This window comes from Mycobacterium shunyiense (assembly GCF_058270075.1).
Map to the genome: position 1 here is coordinate 46,603 of NZ_JBZDPU010000001.1, position 20,717 is coordinate 67,319.

The following is a 20,717-nucleotide window of genomic DNA, read 5'->3' on the forward strand; positions in this document are numbered from 1 at the left end:
CGTGTCGGGGTGCAGACACGCTCACTCGCGGTGCAACTGCAACTAAGCGGTCCCGGGCACCATCCAGCGCCCTGAGAACGCCCGCCAGCCGACGAAGATCAGCCTCAGCACCATGAACGTGCTCAGCCCCGACCAGATACCGAACAGGCCCCAGCCGTAGATGAGCGACAACCAGATCAGCGGCAGGAACCCGACCAGCGCGCTGGCCAGGGTCGCGTTGCGCATGAATTTGGCGTCGCCGGCGCCCAGAAGCACACCGTCGAGGGCGAAGACGATTCCCGCCACCGGCAATTGGGCCACCAGGAACCACCACGGCACCCTGATCGCCGCCAGCACCGATTGATCATCGGTGAACACGGGCGGCAGCACCGAGGAGCCGACGGCGAACACCAGGGCCAGCACCACACCGGCCATCGTGGAGAACAGCGTCACCCGCCAGGCCACGCTCTTGGCATGCGCAAGTTGACCCGCGCCCAACGCCGCGCCGACGAGCGACTGCGCGGCGATGGCGAGCGAATCCAGCACCAGTGCAAGGAAACTCCAGACCTGCAGGACAACCTGATGGGCCGCCACGGCCGCGGCACCGAACCGGGCAGCGACGGCTCCGGCCGACAGAAAGCAGGCCTGGAACGCCATCGACCGCAACAGCAGATCCCGGCCCATGGTCAACTGGGCCCGCAGTACCGCGGGCTGAATCCGTAGCGCCACCTTCTCACTCAACAGGGCCCGCAGGAACAACAGCGCCGCCACCCACTGCCCCACCAGGTTGGCCACCGCAGATCCGGCCAGCTCCAGCCGGGGCAGGCCCAGCCAGCCGTAGACCAGCGGCGGGCAGAGCACCGCCGACACAGCGAACCCGAACACCACGTAGCGCAGCGGCCGGACCGTGTCCTGTACCCCGCGCATCCAGCCATTGCCTGCCAGCGACACCAGGATCGCCGGGGCGGCCAGGATGGCGATCCGCAGCCACGGCAGTGCGGCGTCGGCGATGTCGGAGCGTCCCGCGATCGCCGACAGCAGCGGCACCGCCGCCGCCTGTACCACCGCGATGATCAGGAGGCCCAGTCCGAGGGCCAACCAGGTGGCCTGCACACCTTCGCCGACGGCGGACTGCCGGTCACCCGCCCCGAACATGCGGGCCGAGCGTGCCGTGGTGCCGTAGGACAGGAACGTGCCCTGCGAGTTGACCAGGCCGAGGATCAGGCCGCCGATCGCCAGGCCGGCCAGGCTGAGCGCGCCCAGCCGCCCGACGATGGCGATGTCGAAGAGCAGGTAGATCGGCTCGGCGGCCAGCACACCGAGTGCCGGAAACGCCAGGCCGGCGATCCGGCGGGTGGTGGCCGGCGTGACGGGAATATCGCCTTCGGGTTCAACCATGCGCCCGCCCGGGAGAGGCGTGCCGCACGCAGTCAGGCAAGAGCTTGCGCAAGCGCCTGCACGACGTCATCGGCGGGCCCGGCGGCCGAGTACCCGGCCGCGTGCGGGTGACCGCCGCCACCGAATGAGCTGGCGACCGTGGCCAGGTTCAGCGACTTCGCCCGCATCGACACCGACCAGTGTTGCGGCTCAATCTCTTTGAACACCGCGGCAACCTCTGCCTGTTGGGTGGTGCGCACGATGTCGACGATGCTTTCCACTTCCTCGGGCCGGGCGCTGGACCATTCGTCATGCGGCACAACGGCGTACACGAGTCCGCGGCCACCGACAGCAGCCGGGAGCAGCCGCGCCGAAGCCAGCACCCGCGACAGCATCGGCAACCATGCAAACGGATGCGTGTCGAGGAGAGCGCGACTGATCGAAGCGTTGTCCACTCCGAGTTCGACCAACCGGGCCGCCAACCGGTGCGCCCGCGCGGTCGCCCAGCGGAACGAGCCGGTGTCGGTGGTCAGCCCGGCGTACAGACAGTGCGCCACCCGCTTGTCGATGGGCTTGTCCCAGGCGTCGAGAAGTTCGGCCACCAGCATCGTGGTGGAATCCGCCGTCGGGTCGACGTAGTTGGCGGTGCCGAACAACTGATTGGACGCATGGTGATCGATCACCAGGACCTCACGGCCGGGGCCGGCCAGTCCCGCCAGTGCACCAAGCCGATTGACGCTCGGGATGTCCACTGTGACAACCAGATCAGCGTCATCCCGGATGGCGCTCGGCGAGACCATCAGATGCCCGCCCGGCAGGGTCTGCAGGGATTCGGGCAGCTGGTCGGGAGCCGCGAAGGCCACCTCGACCTGTTTGCCGGCGTCGTCGAGCACCTGTGCGAGGGCCAGCCCGGCGCCGATGGTGTCGGCATCGGGATAGACATGGCACACCACACTGATGCTCGCCGCGCCGGAGAGAAGGTCGGCTGCCGCACGCGCGTCGACACGCTGACCGGAAGGGCACCCGTTGGGTGCCCCCGAATGAGCAGTTTCAGTCATCCGTTCGATCGCGGTCACCGGCATCCTCTGTGTCTGCCCCGTCGGCAAGCCCATCAGTGTCCTCCGCCCCGTTCACACGGTACGGGTCTTCGTCGCCGGCATGCTTGGCGCCCTGCCTGACTCTCGCCACTTCCTCATCGGCAGCCCGCGCCCGGGCCAGCAGCTCCTCCATCCGGTGCGCCGCGTCGGGCACGGTGTCGCGGACGAACGCCAGGGTCGGGGTGAATCGCACCCCGGTCCCGGCGCCCACCTTTGTCCGCAATACGCCCTTGGCACTTTCCAGCGCCGCGGCCACGCCGGCATAGTCCGGTTCCTCATCGAGACTGGTCCCGATGACCGTGTAGTACAGCGTGGCGTCGTGCAGATCACCGGTCATCTTGGCATCGGTGATCGTCACGCCGTTGAGCCGCGGATCCTTGATCTCGTACTCGATCGCCGAGGCGACGATGGTGGAGATCCGCTTGGCCAGCCGCTTGGCCCGTGCCGGATCAGCCATACCCTACGTCCGAACCTTCTCGACGAGTTCGTACGTCTCGACGACGTCGCCTTCCTTGATGTCGTTGTAGGTCAGCGTCAGACCGCACTCGTAACCCTCGCGGACCTCGGTGGCATCGTCCTTCTCGCGCTTGAGCGAGGACACCGTGAGGTTCTGCGCGACCACCGTGTTGTCACGCAGCAGCCGGGCCTTGGCGTTGCGACGCATGATGCCCGAGGTGACCAGGCAGCCGGCGATGTTGCCGACCTTCGACGACCGGAAGATCGCCCGGATCTCGGCGCGGCCGAGTTCCTTCTCCTCGTAGACCGGCTTGAGCATGCCCTTGAGGGCCTTCTCGATCTCGTCGATGGCCTGGTAGATCACCGAGTAGTACCGGATCTCCACACCCTCGCGGTTGGCCAGCTCGGTCGCCTTGCCTTCGGCACGGACGTTGAACCCGATGATGATCGCGTCCGAGGCAGAAGCCAGGTTGACGTTGGTCTCGGTGACACCACCGACACCGCGGTCGATGACCCGCAGCTCCACTTCGTCGTCGATCTCGATGCCCATCAGCGCTTCCTCGAGGGCTTCGACCGTACCGGCGTTGTCGCCCTTGAGGATCAGGTTCAGCTGGCTGGTTTCCTTCAGTGCCGAATCCAGGTCTTCCAGGCTGATCCGCTTGCGGCTGCGTGCGGCCAGCGCGTTGCGCTTGCGCGCGCTGCGCCGGTCGGCGATCTGGCGGGCGATGCGGTCCTCGTCGACAACCAGGAAGTTGTCACCGGCACCGGGCACCGACGTGAAGCCGATGACCTGGACCGGACGCGAGGGCAGCGCCTCTTCGACGTCGTCGCCGTGCTCGTCGACCATCCGGCGGACGCGGCCATAGGCATCGCCGGCCACCACCGAGTCGCCGACACGCAGGGTGCCGCGCTGGATGAGCACCGTGGCCACCGGACCGCGACCGCGGTCCAGGTGCGCCTCGATCGCCACACCCTGGGCCTCCATGTCGGGGTTGGCCCGCAGGTCCAGGGCCGCGTCGGCGGTCAGTACGACCGCTTCCAGCAGCGCCTGGATGTTGGTGCCCTGCTTGGCCGAGATGTCGACGAACATGGTGTCGCCGCCGTAGTCCTCGGCCACCAGGTTGTACTCGGTGAGCTGCGCCCGGATCTTGGCCGGGTCGGCGCCTTCCTTGTCGATCTTGTTGACCGCCACCACGATCGGGACATCAGCGGCCTGCGCGTGGTTGATGGCCTCCACCGTCTGCGGCATGACGCCGTCGTCGGCCGCGACCACGAGGATCGCGATGTCGGTCGCCTTGGCACCACGGGCACGCATGGCGGTGAACGCCTCGTGACCGGGGGTGTCGATGAAGGTGATCGGCCGGACGTTGCCGTCCAGATCGACCTCGACCTGGTAGGCGCCGATGTGCTGGGTGATGCCGCCGGCCTCGCCCTCGCGGACGGTGGCGTTGCGGATGGTGTCCAGCAGTCGGGTCTTGCCGTGGTCGACGTGACCCATGACGGTGACCACAGGCGGGCGGAACTCGAGGTCGTCCTCGTCGCCCTCGTCCTCGCCGTAGGTGAGGTCGAAGGACTGCAGCAGTTCGCGGTCCTCGTCCTCGGGCGAGACGACCTGCACCTTGAAGTTCATCTCGCTGCCGAGCAGCTCCAGGGTGTCGTCACCGACCGACTGGGTCGCGGTGACCATCTCACCGAGGTTGAACAGCGCCTGGACCAGCGCGGCCGGGTTGGCGTCGATCTTCTCGGCGAAGTCGCTCAGCGATGCGCCGCGGGCGAGCCGGATGGTCTCGCCGTTGCCCTTGGGCAACCGCACACCACCGACGACCGGCGCCTGCATGTTCTCGTATTCGGCGCGTTTCGCCCGCTTCGACTTACGGCCGCGCTTCGGGGCACCGCCGGGACGACCGAACGCACCGGCTGCGCCACCGCGCTGACCGGGACGACCGCCGCCACCACCACCGGGGCGGCCGCGGAAACCGCCGCCACCACCTGCGGGTGCGCCACCGCCACCACCGGCACCGCCGCCGCGGTAGTTACCGCCGCCACCGCCACCGGGACGAGCACCCTGACCGGCACCGCCGGGACGGGGGCCGCCACCGGGACGCGGGCCGGGACGTGGGCCACCACGTCCGGGAGCACCGGCACCGGCCGGACGCGGCGGCATGTTGCCGGGCGACGGACGCGGGCCACCACCGGGACGCGGGGCACCGGGACGCGGCTGCGGCCGCGGGATGGGCCGCTCGACCGGCTGCTGCGAAGAGAAGGGGTTGTTGCCGACCCGCGGGGCCCGCGGGGCCGGCTTCGGGGCACCCGACGCCGGACCCGGACGCGGGCCGGGGGTGGCACCGGGAGTGGGCCGCGGACCGGGCGTGGCGCCCGGAGTGGGCGCTGCCGGGGCGCTGGGCGCAGCAGCGGCCGGCGCACTGGGCGCGGCCGGAGGCTGCGGGGCAGCCGGCTTGGGTGCGGCGGGACGGGCCGGAGCGACCGGGGCCGCCTCGGCTGCCGGAGCCTGGGGTTCGACCGCCGGGGCCACGGGGGCCGCGGGCTTGGCCGGTGACGGCTTGGCCGCCGTCGCGGGGCTGGGAGCCGGAGCGCCGGGCTTGGGTGCCGCGGACGCTGCAGCGTTGCCCTGCGGGCGGGGCTTGTCTTCGGGCTTCTTGCCGCCGGCCTTGGTGCCGAACGACTCGCGCAAACGACGCGCGACCGGCGGCTCCACAGTGGAGGACGCCGACTTGACGAACTCGCCCTGCTCCTTGAGCTTGGCTAAGAGTTCCTTGCTGGTGACACCGAGTTCCTTCGCCAACTCGTGTACACGGGCCTTACCTGCTGCCACTACATCTCCTCGTCTGGAGGCAACAGCGGTGGTAGGCGCCGCGCCTCGGGTTTAGCTATGACGCATGGTCATCGGGACTTCACGGTGTGCTCATGTTCTTCGCTACCTGTTCTGTTGCCGGGGTGGCGGGCCCGTCGAGGTCTAACTTCTCGACGTACTCGATCACCGCGGATGTATCCGGTGAACCGGTGAGTCGCAACGCTCGGACGAAGGCTCGTCGCTTCACTGCCATCTGTGCGCACTGCTGGTCGGGGTGCAGCCACGCACCACGCCCAGGCAGACTCGCCGCGGGGTCAACGGTTACGGAACTCGTCCCGTTCCCGTCGGTCACCGCAACCACTCGGAGCAACTCGGCGGCCAACTCTCGCTTCCGACACCCTATGCAGGTCCGCACTGGTCCGACAGAGGTGTCGGAGGTGCTTCGTTGCGTCAGAGCCGGAGTCTCGCGCTGGATCACGGCTGAGTCTACCGCCCCGGGGCCCGTGCTCCGAAACGCCGGTCACTACTGTCAGTCGTGTACCGCCCCGGGACGCACATCCTGCTCCGGTTGCGGCGCCGCATCGCTGCGGATATCGATCCGCCAGCCGGTCAGCCGGGCCGCCAACCTGGCATTTTGTCCTTCTTTGCCGATCGCCAGTGAAAGCTGGAAGTCCGGCACGATCACCCGTGCCGCCCGCGCGGCCTCATCGATCACCGACACGGACACGACTTTTGCCGGTGACAGGGCGTTGGCGACGAATCGGGCGGCGTCCTCGTCGTAGTCGATGATGTCGATCTTCTCGCCGGACAGTTCGCTCATCACATTGCGCACCCGCTGCCCCATCGGGCCGATACAGGCACCCTTGGCGTTCAGTCCGGGGACCCGCGAGGCCACGGCGATCTTGGACCGGTGCCCGGCCTCCCGGGCGACCGCCACGATCTCCACCGATCCGTCGGCGATCTCGGGTACCTCCAAGGAGAACAGCTTGCGGACCAGGTTCGGGTGGGTGCGGGACAGCGTGATCAACGGCTCGCGGGCGCCTCGGGTGACGCCGACGACGTAGCAGCGCAACCGGTCGCCGTGCTCGTAGCGCTCCCCCGGCACCTGCTCGGCGCTGGGGATCACGCCTTCCGAGCCCTTGGTCTCGCTGCCGATCCGGACCACGACCAGCCCGCGGGCGTTGGCGCGCGCGTCGCGCTGGATGACTCCGGCCACGATGTCGCCCTCGTGGGCCGCGAACTCCCCGTAGGTCTTCTCGTTCTCCGCGTCGCGCAGCCGCTGCAGGATCACCTGGCGGGCCGTCGTCGCCGCGATCCGCCCGAATCCTTCGGGTGTGTCATCCCATTCGTGCAGGACGTTGCCGTCGGCGTCGGTCTGACGGGCGATCACCTTGACCACGCCGGTTTTCCGGTCGATGTCGATGTGCGCGTCGGGCTCATGACCCTCGGTATGGCGATACGCGGTGAGCAACGCCGATTTGATGGTCTCCACGACCACGTCGACAGTGATGCCCTTGTCGGCTTCGATGGCATGCAGCGCCGCCATGTCGATGTTCATTCGCCGGCCCCCTTCCCAGTTTCTCCCGACAGTTCCAGTTCGCGTCGGTTCGGAGGTGAAAACTCCACTTGGACAACAGCTTTGGCGATATCAGTCAGAGCGATCTCACGGATGGCCAGTTCGCGACCTTCCGGCACCACGACTTTCAGGACCGTGCCGTCGGTTTCCCCGAGCCTGCCGGTGAACACCGAACCGTCGGCCAGCGTGAGCTCGGCCTTGCGCCCGCGGGCGCGGCGGAAGTGCTTGGCCTTGGTGAGGGGCCGATCCACACCCGGCGAGGTGACGTCGAGCACATACGGCGTGTCGCCCGGTGCAACCTGGTCGAGCAACTCAGAAGCCGTCCGCGACAGCGCCGCCAGCGAATCGAGATCGAGACCTTCGTCGCCGTCGGCGATCACGGTGATGCGGGGCGGCCGGGTCGACGCGTCGACCACGACATCGTCGATTTCATAGCCTGCGCGTGCGAACTCGCCACCGAGCAGCTCGATCACCTGCGTCTGCGACGGCAAATCCGCAGACCGCAACTTTGGATCCGGTGCCACGGCGAGCTCCTCATCTTGAATTGTCTCCGACACAAAGTCTCAGGGCCAGCCACCTGGATCGGCCCCGGAATTGCCTATCCACGATACGCCAGGCCCCCGGCAGCAACCGCCAATCGCAGTTCGGTGCGTGGCGAATGTCGTCGCGCCCACGCCGGCCGGCCAGTCAGCGCCGCGTCAGGCGGGTGTCTGAGCAATGGCAGGATGTTCACCGTGCCGAGCGCCCATGCAGACATCAGCCGGCGGCGCGTACTGCTCTCGGCCGCGGCCCTTGCCCTGCTGGGCGCCACCGCCGCATGCAGTACGACGCCCCCTCAACCCGAAGTGGACGACCTGACCGCGCAGTTGGACCGGGCGCGCGCCGACAGTGCGCTGGCCGCCGACGCGGCCGCCGCCCAGCCGGCCCAGGCACCGGTGACCCGGGCGCTGAATGCGGTGGCGACCGATCGCAGCGCGCACGCCAAAGCCCTGGCCGATGAGTTGACCCGGATGACGGGTTCCACCCCGGCGAACACCACCACTGCCACCACCAAGAGCACAGCCAAGGCTGCTCCGGGTACCGGGGCAGACCCGTCGGCGCCCAGCGTCGACGACGTGGTCGATGCGCTCAGGGAGTCCGCCGACCGGGCCGCCGGCCTGGCCCGCAGATTGTCCGGCTATCGCGCCGGACTGCTCGGATCCATCGCGGCCTCGTGCACGGCCGGCCACACCGTCGCGCTGGGAGGTGCACAGTGACCTCACCGGGACCACGATCGACCACCTCGCCCACCCGGCCGACGACCGCCGCCGATGCCGCACTGTTCGACGCCGTGGCCGTCGAGCATGGGGTCATCTACGGTTACGGGCTGGTCTCTGCTCATTCGACGGCCGAGGACAACGCGCTGGTCGCCACGGCGATGGCCGAACATCGGGCGCGTCGCGAGGAGGCCATGGCCAGGCTCGAAGCCCGTTCGGTCACCCCGCCGCTGCCCGCGGCCGGATATCAGTTGCCTGCGCCGGTCACCGATCCGGCCGACGCGGCCAACCTCGCGATCCGGATGGAGGAGGACTCCTCGGTGGCCTGGCGTGCGGTGCTCGAGCAGGCCGTCAGTGACGACGACCGCACGTTCGCGGTGGCCGCGCTGACCCAGACTGCCGTCACGGCGGCCAGGTGGCGAGCCATCGTCAACGCCTGGCCGGTGACGGTCGCTTTCCCCGGCGGCGGCGAATAACCCGCGAGCAGACGCTCAGGTACCCGGTAACGCGTTCTCCGGGGTACCGCCACGTCTGCTCGCGCTGGATCAGCCGGCGGTGAGGGCCGCCGAGATCTCGGCCGCCGCATCGTCGACAGCGATCTCGCGGTTCTCACCGGTGAACCGGTTGCGCAGCTCCACCACACCGTCGGAGAAGCCGCGTCCGACAACGACGATCCACGGCATACCCAGCAACTCGGCGTCCTTGAATTTCACGCCGGGTGAGGCCTTGCGGTCGTCGAACAGCACCTCGTGGCCCAGCCGGTCCAGCGCGGCGACCAGTTCGGTCGCCCCGGTCCGTGCGGCCTCGTCCTTGTTGGCCACGACCACGTGCACATCAAAAGGTGCGACGGCGCTGGGCCAGCGCAGGCCGAGCTCGTCGTGCTGCTGCTCGGCGATCACCGCGACCATGCGGGACACCCCGATGCCGTAGGAGCCCATCGTGAGCCGTACCGGCTTGCCGTCCTCGCCGAGCACGTCGGCGGTGAAGGCCTCCGCGTACTTGCGGCCCAGCTGGAAAATGTGACCGATCTCGATGCCCCGCGCCGAGGTCAGCACGCCGGCGCCGTCCGGCGACGGGTCGCCTTCGCGGACCTCGGCGGCCTCGATGGTGCCGTCGGCAGTGAAGTCACGGCCTGCGACCAGGCCGACGACGTGCCTGTTGGGCGCGTCGGCACCGGTGATCCACGCTGTGCCGTCCACCACGCGCGGATCGACGAGGTAGCGAACCCCGTTGTCCAGCAAGGCCTTCGGTCCGACGTAGCCCTTGACCAGGAACGGGTTCTTGGCGAAATCCGCGTCGTCGAGCAGGGCGAACTCGGCGGGTTCCAGCGCAGCGCCGAGGCGTTTCTCGTCGACCTCGCGGTCCCCCGGCACACCGACCGCCAGCAGCTCCCACTCGCCGCCGGGCTCGCGGGTCTTGAGCAGAACGTTCTTCAGGGTGTCGGCGGCGGTGACCTTGCGACCCGAGAACTGTTCCAGAGCAGCCGAATTGGCCCAGTCCACCAGTGTCGCGATGGTTGGGGTGTCCGGGGTGTCGTGCACCTGCGCGGCGGGCTGCCCCTCGATCGGCAGCGGCGCCGGCGCCCGGGTGATCACCGCTTCGACGTTGGCGGCGTAGCCGGACTCCAGGCAGCGCACGAAGGTGTCCTCACCGACCTCGCTCTCGGCCAGGAACTCCTCGGAAGCACTTCCACCCATCGCGCCAGAGACCGCCGAGACGATCACGTAGCGCACACCCAGGCGGCCGAAGATCTTCTGGTACGCCTCGCGGTGCGCGTGGTACGCGTTCTTCAGGCCGTCGTCGTCGACATCGAACGAGTACGAGTCCTTCATCACGAACTCACGGCCGCGCAGAATGCCGGCACGCGGACGCGCCTCGTCGCGGTACTTGGTCTGGACTTGATACAGGATCACCGGGAAGTCCTTGTAGGAGGAGTACTCCCCCTTGACCGTCAGCGTGAAGATCTCCTCGTGCGTCGGCCCGAGCAGATAGTCGTTGCCGCGCCGGTCCTGCAGCCGGAACAAAGTGTCGCCGTACTCGGTCCACCGGTTGGTGGTCTCATAGGGACCGCGGGGCAGCAGCGCCGGCAGGAGGATCTCCTGGCCACCGATCGCGTTCATCTCTTCCCGCACGATGCTCTCGATCCGGCGCAGCACCCGCAGGCCCAGCGGCAGCCAGCTGTAGATGCCGGGGCCGACCGGCCGGACATAGCCGGCGCGGATGAGCAGCTTGTGGCTGGGCACCTCGGCATCAGCGGGGTCGTCGCGCAGGGTTCTCAGGAACAGCTCGGACATGCGGGTGATCACAGGCGACAACCTTAAGGCGTGTCTTCAGTCACGGCCCTGCCAGGTACAGATGCAGGCTTCGTTGCCCTCGGTGTCGGCCAGCACCCAAAAGCGCGGGGCGACCCGATCACTCAGCAATATGCCGCCTGCGGCCAGTGCCGCGTCGACGCGGGCCTGCGCCGCGTCGTGAGGAACGTCGATGTCGAGGTGGATCCGGTTACGTTGGGGCCGAGGCGCATCCATCTGCTGAAACCAGATGGCCGGGCCACGGCCGAAGGGATCCACGAGTCCGGCGTTGAGATCTGATACGCCCGGTTCAGCTGGGGTTTCGTCTATATAACCCGTGACGGCCTTCCAGAACGGGCGGACCGCACCGATGTCGAGGGCGTCGATCGCGATCTCGATCGCCTGGACGGCCACACGACCGGTGGTCGTTTCGAAGCCGTGCCCGGCCAGCGCCTGGGACACCTCACGGGCGAGTTCCAGATCCCGCTCGGTCACCGCGTGGGCGTCGCGCGTGCGCAGCCTCAGCACCGCCCGATCACCACGGATGTCGACGGAGAGGTGTTGTGACGCATCCGCGCCGGCCGCGTGCACGGCGTGGCCGGCCGCTGAGGCGGCGTCGCCCATCGACGGGGCCAGGACCTCGGTGTAGACGGCTCCCAGCACCAGGCGCCAGCCCAGCGGGCCGACGGCGTCCGAGATCTCCCGGCGGTTCATCGGCGTCAGCCTAACTCCGCGACCGGGACGAGGTCAGTCGACTTCGAGCTCTCCGGCATCGATGGCTTCCTTGACGTCCTGGGCGTGGGCCACCTGCTTGGAGGTGTAGCCGATGAACAATGCCGCGACACCGACCAGGACCGCGACCGCGGCCACCCACAGCAATCCGTACGTGTAGCCCGCGTCGAGCGCCGCCAGTTGCGGTTCGTTCATGTCCTTGACCGGACCGGTGATGCCGCCCAGGTAAAGGGTGCGCGAGGTGATGACCGCCTGGATGATGGCCAGCACGAGCGGGCCGCCCAGGTTCTGCAGCATCAGCGCGATGGCCGACGCCGGACCGATACGGTCAATGTCGACACCGGCGATCGCCGAGAGCGTCAGCGGCACCACGATCATGCCGATACCGATACCGCCGATGGTGATCGGCAGCACCAGGTTCGGGAAGTACGGAATGCCGGCGTGCAGCGTCGAGCCGTAGAGCATGGCCCCGAGCACCAGGATCCCGCCCGCGATCACCACGATGCGCGGCTGGAAGAACCGCACGATCTGGGACGAGGCCCCGAGGCCGATGCCCATGCCGATCACGAACGGAATGAAGCCGACCCCGGCGTGCAGGGCGCTGTAGCCCAGGATGTCCTGCACGTAGAGACCGATCAGCACGGTCAGGGTGAACAGCACACCGCCGGCCAGGAAGATCGCCGCGAACGTGGCGACCCGGTTGCGTTCGTGGAACAGGTCGAACGGCACCACCGGGTTCTCGGCGCTGCGCTCGGCAATGAGGAAGGCAATGCCGAAGACGGCTGCCGCGGCGCCGGAGCCGAGCGTGATCGGGGACAACCAGCCGCTCTCCGGGCCCTGGGTGAAGGCGAACACCGCGGCCGTACAGGCCAGCGTGGCCAGCAGCGCGCCGGCGGCATCCAACTTCATCCGCTCGCGATGCGTTTCCTGCAGCGAGGTACGGGCCAGGTACAGCATCACCAGACCGATGGGCACGTTGACCAGGAAGGCCCACCGCCAGGACACCTCGGTGAGAGCTCCGCCGACCACCAGGCCCATCACCGAACCGACTGCGGTCATGGCTCCGAACACCGCGGTGGCAGCGTTGCGGGCCGGGCCTTTGGGGAACGTCGTCGCGACGAGCGCGAGCCCTGTTGGTGCCGCGATGGCGGCGCCGACGCCCTGAAGCAGCCGGGCGACGACCAGGGTGGCCTCATTCCAGGCGATGCCGCACAGGATCGAGGCGATGATGAACAACCCGACGCCCACGATGAAGGTGCGCTTGCGGCCGATCGTGTCGCCGAGCCGTCCGCCCAGGAGCATCAGGCCGCCGAAGGTCAGGACGTAGGCGGTGATGACCCAGCTGCGCCCGGCGTCGGACAGGCCGAGTTCGTCCTGGATCCGCGGCAACGCGACGATCGCGACCGTGCTGTCCATCGTGGCGAGCAGCTGCATGCCACCGATTGCGATCACCGCGGAAAGGAAGCCCCAGGACGGGAACCAGGACGGGAGGCGGGCGGCGAGGCCCTGGCGCTCGGCGTCGTTGAGTGCCGTCATAACGCGTCACCTTACCGGAATCTTAAGAATCCTTTAACCGGCGAAGGCCGCCACAGGTCCGATCACGATGATCGCCGGAGGTCGAATGCCGTCCGCACGAATCCGCTCGGGCGCGTCGCCGAGTGTCGCCAGCAGGGTGCGCTGCGCGAGGGTGGTGCCGTGTTGCACCACGAGGACCGGCGTATCCGCAGGTCGGCCCCCGTCCAGGAGCGCCTTGGTGAACAGCTCGATGCGTTCGACGGCCATCAGCAGCACGATGGTGCCGGTCATCGCCGCCAGCGCATTCCAATTGACTAACGATTCGGGGTGGCCAGGCGCAACATGGCCGCTGACCACCACGAACTCGTGGGTCATGCCGCGGTGGGTGACCGGAACCCCGGCCAGTGCGGGTACCGATATGGCACTCGTCACACCGGGAACGACGGTCACCGGGATGCCGGCCTCGGTGCACGCCAGGACCTCTTCATATCCGCGGGCGAAGACGAACGGGTCACCGCCTTTGAGCCGGACGACGAATTTTCCGTCGCGGGCCCGGTCCACGAGTACCTGGTTGATCGCCTCCTGCGCCATCGCCCGGCCGTACGGGATTTTGGCCGCGTCGATCACCTCGACGTGAGGTCCGAGTTCGGCGAGCAACTCCTGGGGCGCCAGCCGGTCTGCGACCACCACATCTGCGCGGGCCAGCAGGCGGCGTCCGCGCACGGTGATCAACTCGGGATCGCCGGGGCCGCCGCCGACGAGAGCCACCCCACGGGGCGCCTCCCCCGGCTCGTCACCGGCGTCTGCGGTGAGCAGGCCGCGCTGTAGCGCTTCGTGGATGGCGGTGCGGATGGCCGCCGAACGGCGGTGCTCCCCGCCGGCGAGGACGCCCACCGACAGGCCGTCGGAGTCGAACGTTGCGGGGGTCACGGCGGATCCCTCGCGCGCCACGTCGGCGCGGACGCAGAAGATGCGCCGCTCGTCGGCTTCGGCGGCGATGGCGGCGTTGACCTCGGAGTCGTCCGTGGCCGCAAGCACATACCAGGCGCCGTCGAGATCCCCGGCGCGGAAGTCGCGCAGTTGCAGGGTGATCCCCGGGTCGTCGTGCGACAGCGCCTCCACCGCGGGGCTGGCCGCCCGTGCAATCACATGTACGTCGGCGCCATGGGCGATCAGCAGGGGCAGCCGACGTTGCGCGACGGTTCCGCCGCCGACAACGACGACCTTCTTGCCCGACAGGCGCAGGCCGACGAGGTAGGCATTCTCGGTCACCCGCCGAGCTTAGTGGTTGCTGCCACCCGACCGTTGTGTCGGCACCGCCGACGCCACGAAGCGGGTGATGGCCTCCGGATGTGCCGCGGGGTGGGTGTGGAGATATCCGGCATGCACACCGCGCTGCACGGCACCGTCCCGCCGGCCCGCCTGGCCGGGCCCGGCGAACGCCCAGGCGGGCGATGGTTGTTCGACGAATTCGACGGCAGTCCGGTGGAATTCGTGACCGGTGACCCGATCGCCTGCCGCGTGCATGCTGGAGTCCACGACCGCCACCGCGTCGCGGTAGCCCAGCGTGAGGCGTTCGGTGAACCGCGCCGAACCGGCCAGCACACCGCACATCGGCACCCCGTCGAGATCGTCGACCAGATACGTCAGACCTGCGCACTCGGCATGCACCGGGGCTCCGCTGGCAGCAAGGCGGCGGATCTGCTGGCGGACAACATCGTTGGCCGACAGTTCGGCCGTGAACTGCTCGGGAAACCCGCCGGGCAGCACCAGCGCATCCGCACCGGCGGGCAGCGGTTCGGACAGGGGGTCGAACTCGGCGACCTGCGCCCCGGCCCCCTGCAGCAGCTCGGCATGCTCGGCATAGCTGAAGCTGAAGGCCTTGCCGGCCGCCAGGGCGACCGTGACGTTGGTCACCGACTCGGCGACGGGGCTCCACGGCTCGGCGGTGACGTGCGCGCTAGCTGCGGATGCCAGGGCCCCGAGATCCACGTGCCGGGCCACCAGGGCGGTCATTGCGGCCACCGCGTCACGGGCCTGCCGGCCGTGCTCGACGGCGGTGATGAGACCGAGATGTCTTGATGGGACCGTTAACTCGTCACTCCGCGGAATCGCACCGAGGACCTGCGCCCCCGCGTGTTCACAGGCCTGGCGCAGCACCGCCTCGTGCCGGTCGGAACCCACCCGGTTGAGGACCACCCCGGCGATCCGCACCGCCGGGTCGAAGGTGACGAAGCCGTGGATCAGGGCCGCGACGCTGTGACTCTGCCCACGGGCATCGACCACCAGCACCACCGGGGCACCCAGCAGGCCGGCCACCTGGGCCGCCGAACCCCGCGGGATACCGGTCATCTGCCCCTCGATGCGACCGTCGAACAGGCCCATCACGCCTTCGACCACCGCGATGTCGGCGCCGGCGCAGCCGTGCCGGTACAGCGGTCCGATCAGATCCTCACCGACGAGCACCGGATCCAGGTTGCGGCCCGGGCGGCCGGCGGCCAGGGCATGGTAACCGGGATCGATGAAGTCCGGACCCACCTTGAACGGCGCCACCGTGTGACCGGCCTGGCGCAGCGCACCGACCAAACCCGTTGCCACCGTGGTCTTCCCGCTGCCCGAGGCCGGAGCAGCGATCACCACTGCCGGGGTGGTTTTCATTTCTTCCGGCGAGCAGACGCTTGGGTACCTCGCAACGGCCGTTTCCGGGCACCTACGCGTCTGCTCGCGCGAACGAGGGCGACCACGCCTACCATTCGATGCCCTTCTGGCCTTTGCGGCCGGCATCCATCGGATGCTTGATCTTCGTCATCTCCGTCACCAGGTCCGCGGCGTCGATCAGGGCCTGCGGGGCATCGCGGCCCGTGATCACCACATGCTGGCTACCCGGGCGGGCATTCAGCACCTCGACTACTTCGTCTACGGCAACCCAGCCCCATTTGAGCGGATAGGTGAACTCGTCGAGCACATAGAACTGATGACGCTCCTCCGCCAGCCGACGTTTGATCTCGGCCCAACCGTCGGCGGCCGCCGCGGCATGGTCGACATCACTGCCGTGCTTGCGGGTCCAAGACCAGCCCGAGCCCATCTTGTGCCATTCGACCGGCCCGCCGGCCCCGTGCTCGTCGTGCAGCCGACCGAGCTGACCGAACACGGCCTCCTCGCCGACCTTCCACTTCGCGCTCTTGACGAACTGGAACACCGCGACCGAAAAGCCCTGGTTCCAGGCCCGCAGCGCCATGCCGAAGGCCGCGGTGGACTTGCCCTTCCCCGGCCCGGTGTGCACGGCGAGCAGCGGCGCGTTGCGTCGGGCCTTGGTGGTGAGGCCGTCGTCGGGCACCGTCAGCGGCTGTCCCTGTGGCATGGGCGGTCCTTTCTGCGCAGAGTATGGGGCCGCGTCAGGCGGCAGTCTGGTGCTGGACGAGCCGGGTCAGTTCGGCCGCGCGCAACTGCTCGAGCCGGACTGCCGGCGACCCCAGCTGCTCAGCCAGTTGCCCGGCCAATCCCAGTCGCACAAAAGATGTTTCACAATCCACCACCACGGCGGCAGCGCCCTCGGCCACCAGCGCGGCCGCGGCCTGCCTGGTACGGCCCAGCGGATCGGGGCCGCCGGTGGCGCGGCCGTCGGTGAGCACCACCACCAGGCTGCGCCGGGCCCGATCACGGGCCTTCTCCCGGATCACCAGATCGCGGGCCGCCAGCAGCCCCTGGGCCAGCGGAGTCTTGCCTCCGGTGTCGAACCGGGCCAGCCGGCGGCCGGCGATGTGCACCGAGGTGGTGGGCGGCAGCAGCACCCGAGCGTCCTGTTGACGGAACGTGATCACCGCGACCTTGTCCCGACGTTGGTAGGCGTCGCGCAGGAGCGACAGCGTCGCGCCGGTGACCGCCGACATCCGGTCGCGGGCGGCCATGGACCCGGAGGCGTCGACGACGAAGATCACCAGATTGCCTTCGCGGCCTTCCCGTACCGCACGCCGGATGTCCTCGGGGCGGGGCCGCGGCAGTCCCGCACCCTGTTGGCGGCCTGCGGTGGCGAGCAAGGTGGCGAACATGTGCAGCCCGTGCCCGCTGCCGGGTTCCGCGGTGGCCGCGATGGGGGTGCCGGTGCGGTTGCGGGCCCTCGAACGGCGGCCGGGCGCGCCCTCGCCGACTCCGGGCACCACCAGCGCCTTAGTCCGGAACACCGCCGACGGCGGGGCGCTCGGGCGGTTCGCCGATGTTTTCGAGTTGCGTGGCGTCGAATTCCCCTGTGCCGGCTGCCCGTCCGCGCCGGAGTCGACGCCTCCGCCGGGCGGATCGAAGTCTGGATCGAAATCGGGGTCAGGCTCGGCGTCATTGCCCGACTGGGCGGCCGACTCCCCCGCCTGCTGCATGGCCTCTTCGAGACGTTCGGGGTCCAGGCCCGGGTCGTCGAACGGATCACGCCGGCGCCGGTGCGGCAACGCCAGTTCGGCGGCCACTCGGATGTCCTCTTCGGCGACCGTGGTGGCACCGCGCCAGGCAGCGTGAGCGACGGCGGTGCGTGCCACCACCAGATCGGCACGCATCCCGTCGACGTCGAATGCCGCGCACAGCGCCGCGATGCGCCGCAATTCGGTGTCGGGCAGTTCGACCGAGCCGATCGCCGCGCGGGCGGCGGCGATCCGGTCGGCCAGCTCCGCATCGGCGCCCGCGTGGCGCTCGACGAAGGCCCGCGGGTCGGCTTCGAACGCCATGCGGGCGCGGATCACCTCGACGCGGACGTCGACATCGCGTGAGGCGGCGACGTCGACGGTCAGACCGAACCGGTCCAGCAGCTGCGGGCGCAGCTCCCCCTCTTCGGGGTTCATGGTGCCGATCAGGACGAATCGGGACTCGTGCGAGTGCGAAATCCCTTCGCGTTCAACGTGAACCCGTCCCATGGCGGCGGCGTCGAGCAGCACGTCGACCAGGTGGTCGTGCAGCAGGTTGACCTCGTCGACGTAGAGGACGCCACCGTGGGCGCGGGCCAGCAGGCCCGGCGAGAACGCGTGCTCGCCGTCGCGGAGCACCTTCTGCAGATCCAGCGATCCGACCACCCGGTCCTCGGTGGCGCCGATCGGCAATTCCACCAGGCGCGCGTCGTCGTCGACCGCGGACAGCACCGCAGCCAGGCCGCGGACCGCGGTGGATTTCGCCGTCCCCTTCTCACCGCGGATCAGCACGCCGCCGATCTCGGGATGAACCGCGCACAGCAGCAGGGCCAGGCGCAGCCGGTCCTGCCCCACCAGTGCGCTGAACGGGTAGGTGTTGGTCTCGGCCGTCATCAGGAGGACTCGCTCGTCGGTCATGTCGGCTCCTCGCGCAAGCGCTCGTCGGTCATGTCGGCTCCTCGCGCAAGCGCTCGTCGGTCATGTCGGCTCCTCGCGCAAGCGCTCGTCGGTCATGTCGGCTCCTCGCGCAAGCGCTCGTCGGTCCGGAACCCAGCCCGCACCATCGGCACGTGCGGGATTCCGTCATCAAGGAATTCGTCGCCGTCACGGACGAATCCGTGCCGACCGTACATGTCGATCAGGTAGGTCTGGGCATTGATGTGGCACGGGTAGTCGCCGACTTCGGCCAGCGCGGCCTGCATGAGCCGGGTTGTGTGGCCGCTACCCCGGGCACTGCGTTTGGTGCACACCCGGCCGATCCGGAATGCCTTCTCGCCGCCGGGATGCTCCTCCATCAACCGCAGCGTCGAAATGACTTCTCCGTCCGGGCTTTCCAGCCAGAAATGGCGGGTCTCGGCGAGCAGATCCCGCCCGTCGAGCTCAGGGTAGGGCGTGGCCTGCTCCACCACGAACACCTCGACACGGAGCTTGAGCAGCTCGTAAAGCGTTGGTACGTCTAGGTCTTTGGCCCAACTGCGGCGTAGTGCGACCGTCATCCGCCCGCCCCGGTCACGCAGTCACAGGGACGTCCAGCTGCAGCGCCTTGGTGCCCCACGCCCAGACTTCCTCGAACAGGCCGGGTTCGGTGGACAGCTTGGTACCGAGGGAGGGCACCATCTCCTTGAGCTTCGGCAACCAGCTCTGGTACCGATCGGTGAAGCAGCGCTCCAGCACGTCGAGCATGGCCGGCACGGCGGTGGACGCGCCCGGCGAGGCGCCGAGCAGGCCGGCGATGCTGCCGTCGGCGGCGGTCAGCACGGTGGTGCCGAACTCCAGCACACCACCCGCACCCTTGCGCCGGATGACCTGCACGCGCTGTCCGGCGATGTCGAGCTCCCAATCGGAATCGACTGCGCTGGGCGCGAATTCGCGCAAGGTGTCGACCCGTGCGGCCTCACTCAGCAGCAGCTGGCCGACCAGGTAGTTGACCAGCCCCATCTCGGTGAGCCCGACGCCGAGCATCGACATGATGTTGTTGGGCTTGACCGACAACGGCAGGTCGGTGAACTTGCCCTGCTTGAGGAACTTCGGCGTCCAACCGGCGAACGGACCGAACAGCAGCCACGACTTGCCGTTGATCACGCGGGTGTCCAGGTGCGGCACCGACATCGGCGGGGCGCCCAGGGGCGGCAGCCCGTACACCTTTGCCTGGTGGCCTGCGGTCAGCGCCTGGTTGTTGGTCCGCAGGAACGCGCCGCCGACCGGGAATCCGCCGAAGCCCTTGGCCTCGGGGATGCCGGACTTCTGCAGCAGCGGTAGCGCGCCACCACCGGCGCCGACGAACACGAACTTCGCATTGAACTTGCGCTTGAGACCGGTGCGCCGGTTGGTCACCTTGAGCGTCCAGGTCCCGTCCGATTCCTTGCGCAGGTTGCGGACCTCATGGCCGAACAGGGTGTCCATCCCACGCTGCGCGGTGAAGCCGATGAGCTGGCGCGAGAGTGCGCCGAAGTCGACGTCGGTGCCGTGCTGCGACCAGTTCAGCCCGACCGGATCGGAGAAATCGCGCTTGGCGGCCATGAACGGCAGCCGGCGCGCGAACTCGTCCTTGTCGTCGATGAATTCCATCGACGCGAACAGCGGGTTACCGACGAGGGCCTGATGCCGGCGCTTGAGGTAGTCGACGTTGCCTGCGCCGTGCACGAAACTGACGTGCGGGATCGGGTTGAGGAAGCCGCGCACGTCGGGCAGCACGCCGTTCTCGGCCGCGTAGGCCCAGAACTGCCGCGACACCTGGAACTGCTCGTTGACGTTGATGGCCTTGGTGGTGTCGATTGAGCCATCGGACAGCTCGGGCGTGTAGTTCAGCTCACACAGCGCCGAGTGCCCGGTACCTGCGTTGTTCCACGGATCGCTGCTCTCGGCGGCAGCGCCGTCGAGCCGCTCGATCATGGTGATGGACCAGTCCGGCTCCAGCAGACGGATCAGAGCGCCGAGGGTTGCGCTCATGATGCCGGCCCCAACCAGCACGACGTCTGTCTTCACGGTCGTACCCACGTTTGCCTCAGACACCCTGATCGCTCGTCCTTTGTTGTTGCGCGGCCCGTCGACATGGACGGCTTTTGTTATGCCCAGGTTATCGCGCGACGAATCCCAGTTGGCCAGGCATGGTAGTGCGATCCGTCACCCGTCAGGCCTTCTCAACCCGACATCGGCCGCCGGGCACCCCTGGATCTGGCGGGTGGCCCGGCAACTCTGCAGGTCCCCGGTCCGGCAAACGGACTCTCCGCCGTCGTTA

General features: G+C 68.8%; 18 protein-coding genes. 2 read left to right on the forward strand and 16 right to left on the reverse strand.

Features of this window, described 5'->3' with window-relative positions:
- Positions 1-42 precede the first annotated feature (42 nt).
- From AC4ELH_RS00265 to rimP, 7 genes are all read right to left on the reverse strand, one after another.
- Complete coding sequence (locus AC4ELH_RS00265; RefSeq protein WP_448448967.1) at positions 43-1,377, reverse strand: MATE family efflux transporter; 1,335 nt, start codon at positions 1,375-1,377, stop codon at positions 43-45.
- A 32-nt stretch (positions 1,378-1,409) separates the two neighbouring features.
- Positions 1,410-2,414 (reverse strand): DHH family phosphoesterase, encoded by a 1,005-nt coding sequence (locus AC4ELH_RS00270; RefSeq protein WP_064959974.1) that lies wholly within the window; start codon positions 2,412-2,414, stop codon positions 1,410-1,412.
- On the reverse strand, positions 2,407-2,910 hold the full coding sequence (rbfA, locus tag AC4ELH_RS00275) for a 30S ribosome-binding factor RbfA (protein WP_064884259.1): 504 nt from the start codon (positions 2,908-2,910) through the stop codon (positions 2,407-2,409). The genes AC4ELH_RS00270 and rbfA overlap by 8 nt, the downstream gene beginning before the upstream one ends.
- A gap of 3 nt (positions 2,911-2,913) precedes the next feature.
- Positions 2,914-5,742: a translation initiation factor IF-2 gene (gene infB / locus AC4ELH_RS00280; RefSeq protein WP_448448968.1), complete on the reverse strand. Its 2,829-nt coding sequence runs from the start codon at positions 5,740-5,742 to the stop codon at positions 2,914-2,916.
- Positions 5,743-5,821: 79 nt separating this feature from the next.
- Entirely contained in the window at positions 5,822-6,199 is a 378-nt protein-coding gene (locus AC4ELH_RS00285) for a YlxR family protein (protein WP_448448969.1), read from the reverse strand.
- A 51-nt stretch (positions 6,200-6,250) separates the two neighbouring features.
- Positions 6,251-7,279, reverse strand: a complete 1,029-nt coding sequence (gene nusA / locus AC4ELH_RS00290) for a transcription termination factor NusA (protein ID WP_055113091.1) — start codon at positions 7,277-7,279, stop codon at positions 6,251-6,253.
- A complete protein-coding gene (gene rimP / locus AC4ELH_RS00295) occupies positions 7,276-7,821 on the reverse strand; it encodes a ribosome maturation factor RimP (RefSeq protein WP_448448970.1) in 546 nt (181 codons plus the stop codon). Before rimP ends, nusA begins: the two co-directional genes overlap by 4 nt.
- A 201-nt stretch (positions 7,822-8,022) precedes the next feature.
- Between rimP and AC4ELH_RS00300 the strand changes: the two genes are divergently transcribed.
- Together AC4ELH_RS00300 and AC4ELH_RS00305 are read left to right on the forward strand one after the other, a co-directional pair.
- Positions 8,023-8,553: a hypothetical protein gene (locus AC4ELH_RS00300; RefSeq protein ID WP_110777797.1), complete on the forward strand. Its 531-nt coding sequence runs from the start codon at positions 8,023-8,025 to the stop codon at positions 8,551-8,553.
- On the forward strand, positions 8,550-9,029 hold the full coding sequence (locus tag AC4ELH_RS00305; RefSeq protein ID WP_064886856.1) for a ferritin-like domain-containing protein: 480 nt from the start codon (positions 8,550-8,552) through the stop codon (positions 9,027-9,029). Before AC4ELH_RS00300 ends, AC4ELH_RS00305 begins: the two co-directional genes overlap by 4 nt.
- 69 nt (positions 9,030-9,098) lie before the next feature.
- Here AC4ELH_RS00305 and AC4ELH_RS00310 read toward each other — a convergent pair whose 3' ends face one another.
- The 9 genes from AC4ELH_RS00310 to mqo form a co-directional block, all read right to left on the reverse strand.
- Positions 9,099-10,859 (reverse strand): proline--tRNA ligase, encoded by a 1,761-nt coding sequence (locus AC4ELH_RS00310; RefSeq protein WP_448448971.1) that lies wholly within the window; start codon positions 10,857-10,859, stop codon positions 9,099-9,101.
- A 24-nt stretch (positions 10,860-10,883) separates the two neighbouring features.
- Complete coding sequence (locus AC4ELH_RS00315) at positions 10,884-11,558, reverse strand: 4a-hydroxytetrahydrobiopterin dehydratase family protein (protein WP_064959946.1); 675 nt, start codon at positions 11,556-11,558, stop codon at positions 10,884-10,886.
- 33 nt (positions 11,559-11,591) lie between these two features.
- Entirely contained in the window at positions 11,592-13,112 is a 1,521-nt protein-coding gene (locus AC4ELH_RS00320; RefSeq protein WP_448448972.1) for an MFS transporter, read from the reverse strand.
- A gap of 33 nt (positions 13,113-13,145) precedes the next feature.
- Positions 13,146-14,363 (reverse strand): uroporphyrinogen-III C-methyltransferase, encoded by a 1,218-nt coding sequence (gene cobA / locus AC4ELH_RS00325; protein ID WP_064959945.1) that lies wholly within the window; start codon positions 14,361-14,363, stop codon positions 13,146-13,148.
- Between the two features lie 9 nt (positions 14,364-14,372).
- Positions 14,373-15,749: a cobyrinic acid a,c-diamide synthase CobB gene (locus tag AC4ELH_RS00330; protein WP_498882949.1), complete on the reverse strand. Its 1,377-nt coding sequence runs from the start codon at positions 15,747-15,749 to the stop codon at positions 14,373-14,375.
- 88 nt (positions 15,750-15,837) lie between these two features.
- Positions 15,838-16,452 carry a cob(I)yrinic acid a,c-diamide adenosyltransferase gene (gene cobO, locus AC4ELH_RS00335; protein WP_448448974.1) on the reverse strand — a complete coding sequence of 205 codons (615 nt, stop codon included), beginning with the start codon at positions 16,450-16,452 and terminating at the stop codon, positions 15,838-15,840.
- Positions 16,453-16,486: 34 nt separating this feature from the next.
- Positions 16,487-18,373 (reverse strand): magnesium chelatase subunit D family protein, encoded by a 1,887-nt coding sequence (locus AC4ELH_RS00340; protein ID WP_448448975.1) that lies wholly within the window; start codon positions 18,371-18,373, stop codon positions 16,487-16,489.
- Between the two features lie 116 nt (positions 18,374-18,489).
- Positions 18,490-18,975, reverse strand: a complete 486-nt coding sequence (locus tag AC4ELH_RS00345; protein ID WP_064886870.1) for a GNAT family N-acetyltransferase — start codon at positions 18,973-18,975, stop codon at positions 18,490-18,492.
- A gap of 13 nt (positions 18,976-18,988) precedes the next feature.
- Entirely contained in the window at positions 18,989-20,428 is a 1,440-nt protein-coding gene (gene mqo, locus AC4ELH_RS00350; protein ID WP_276029272.1) for a malate dehydrogenase (quinone), read from the reverse strand.
- Positions 20,429-20,717: the final 289 nt, after the last annotated feature.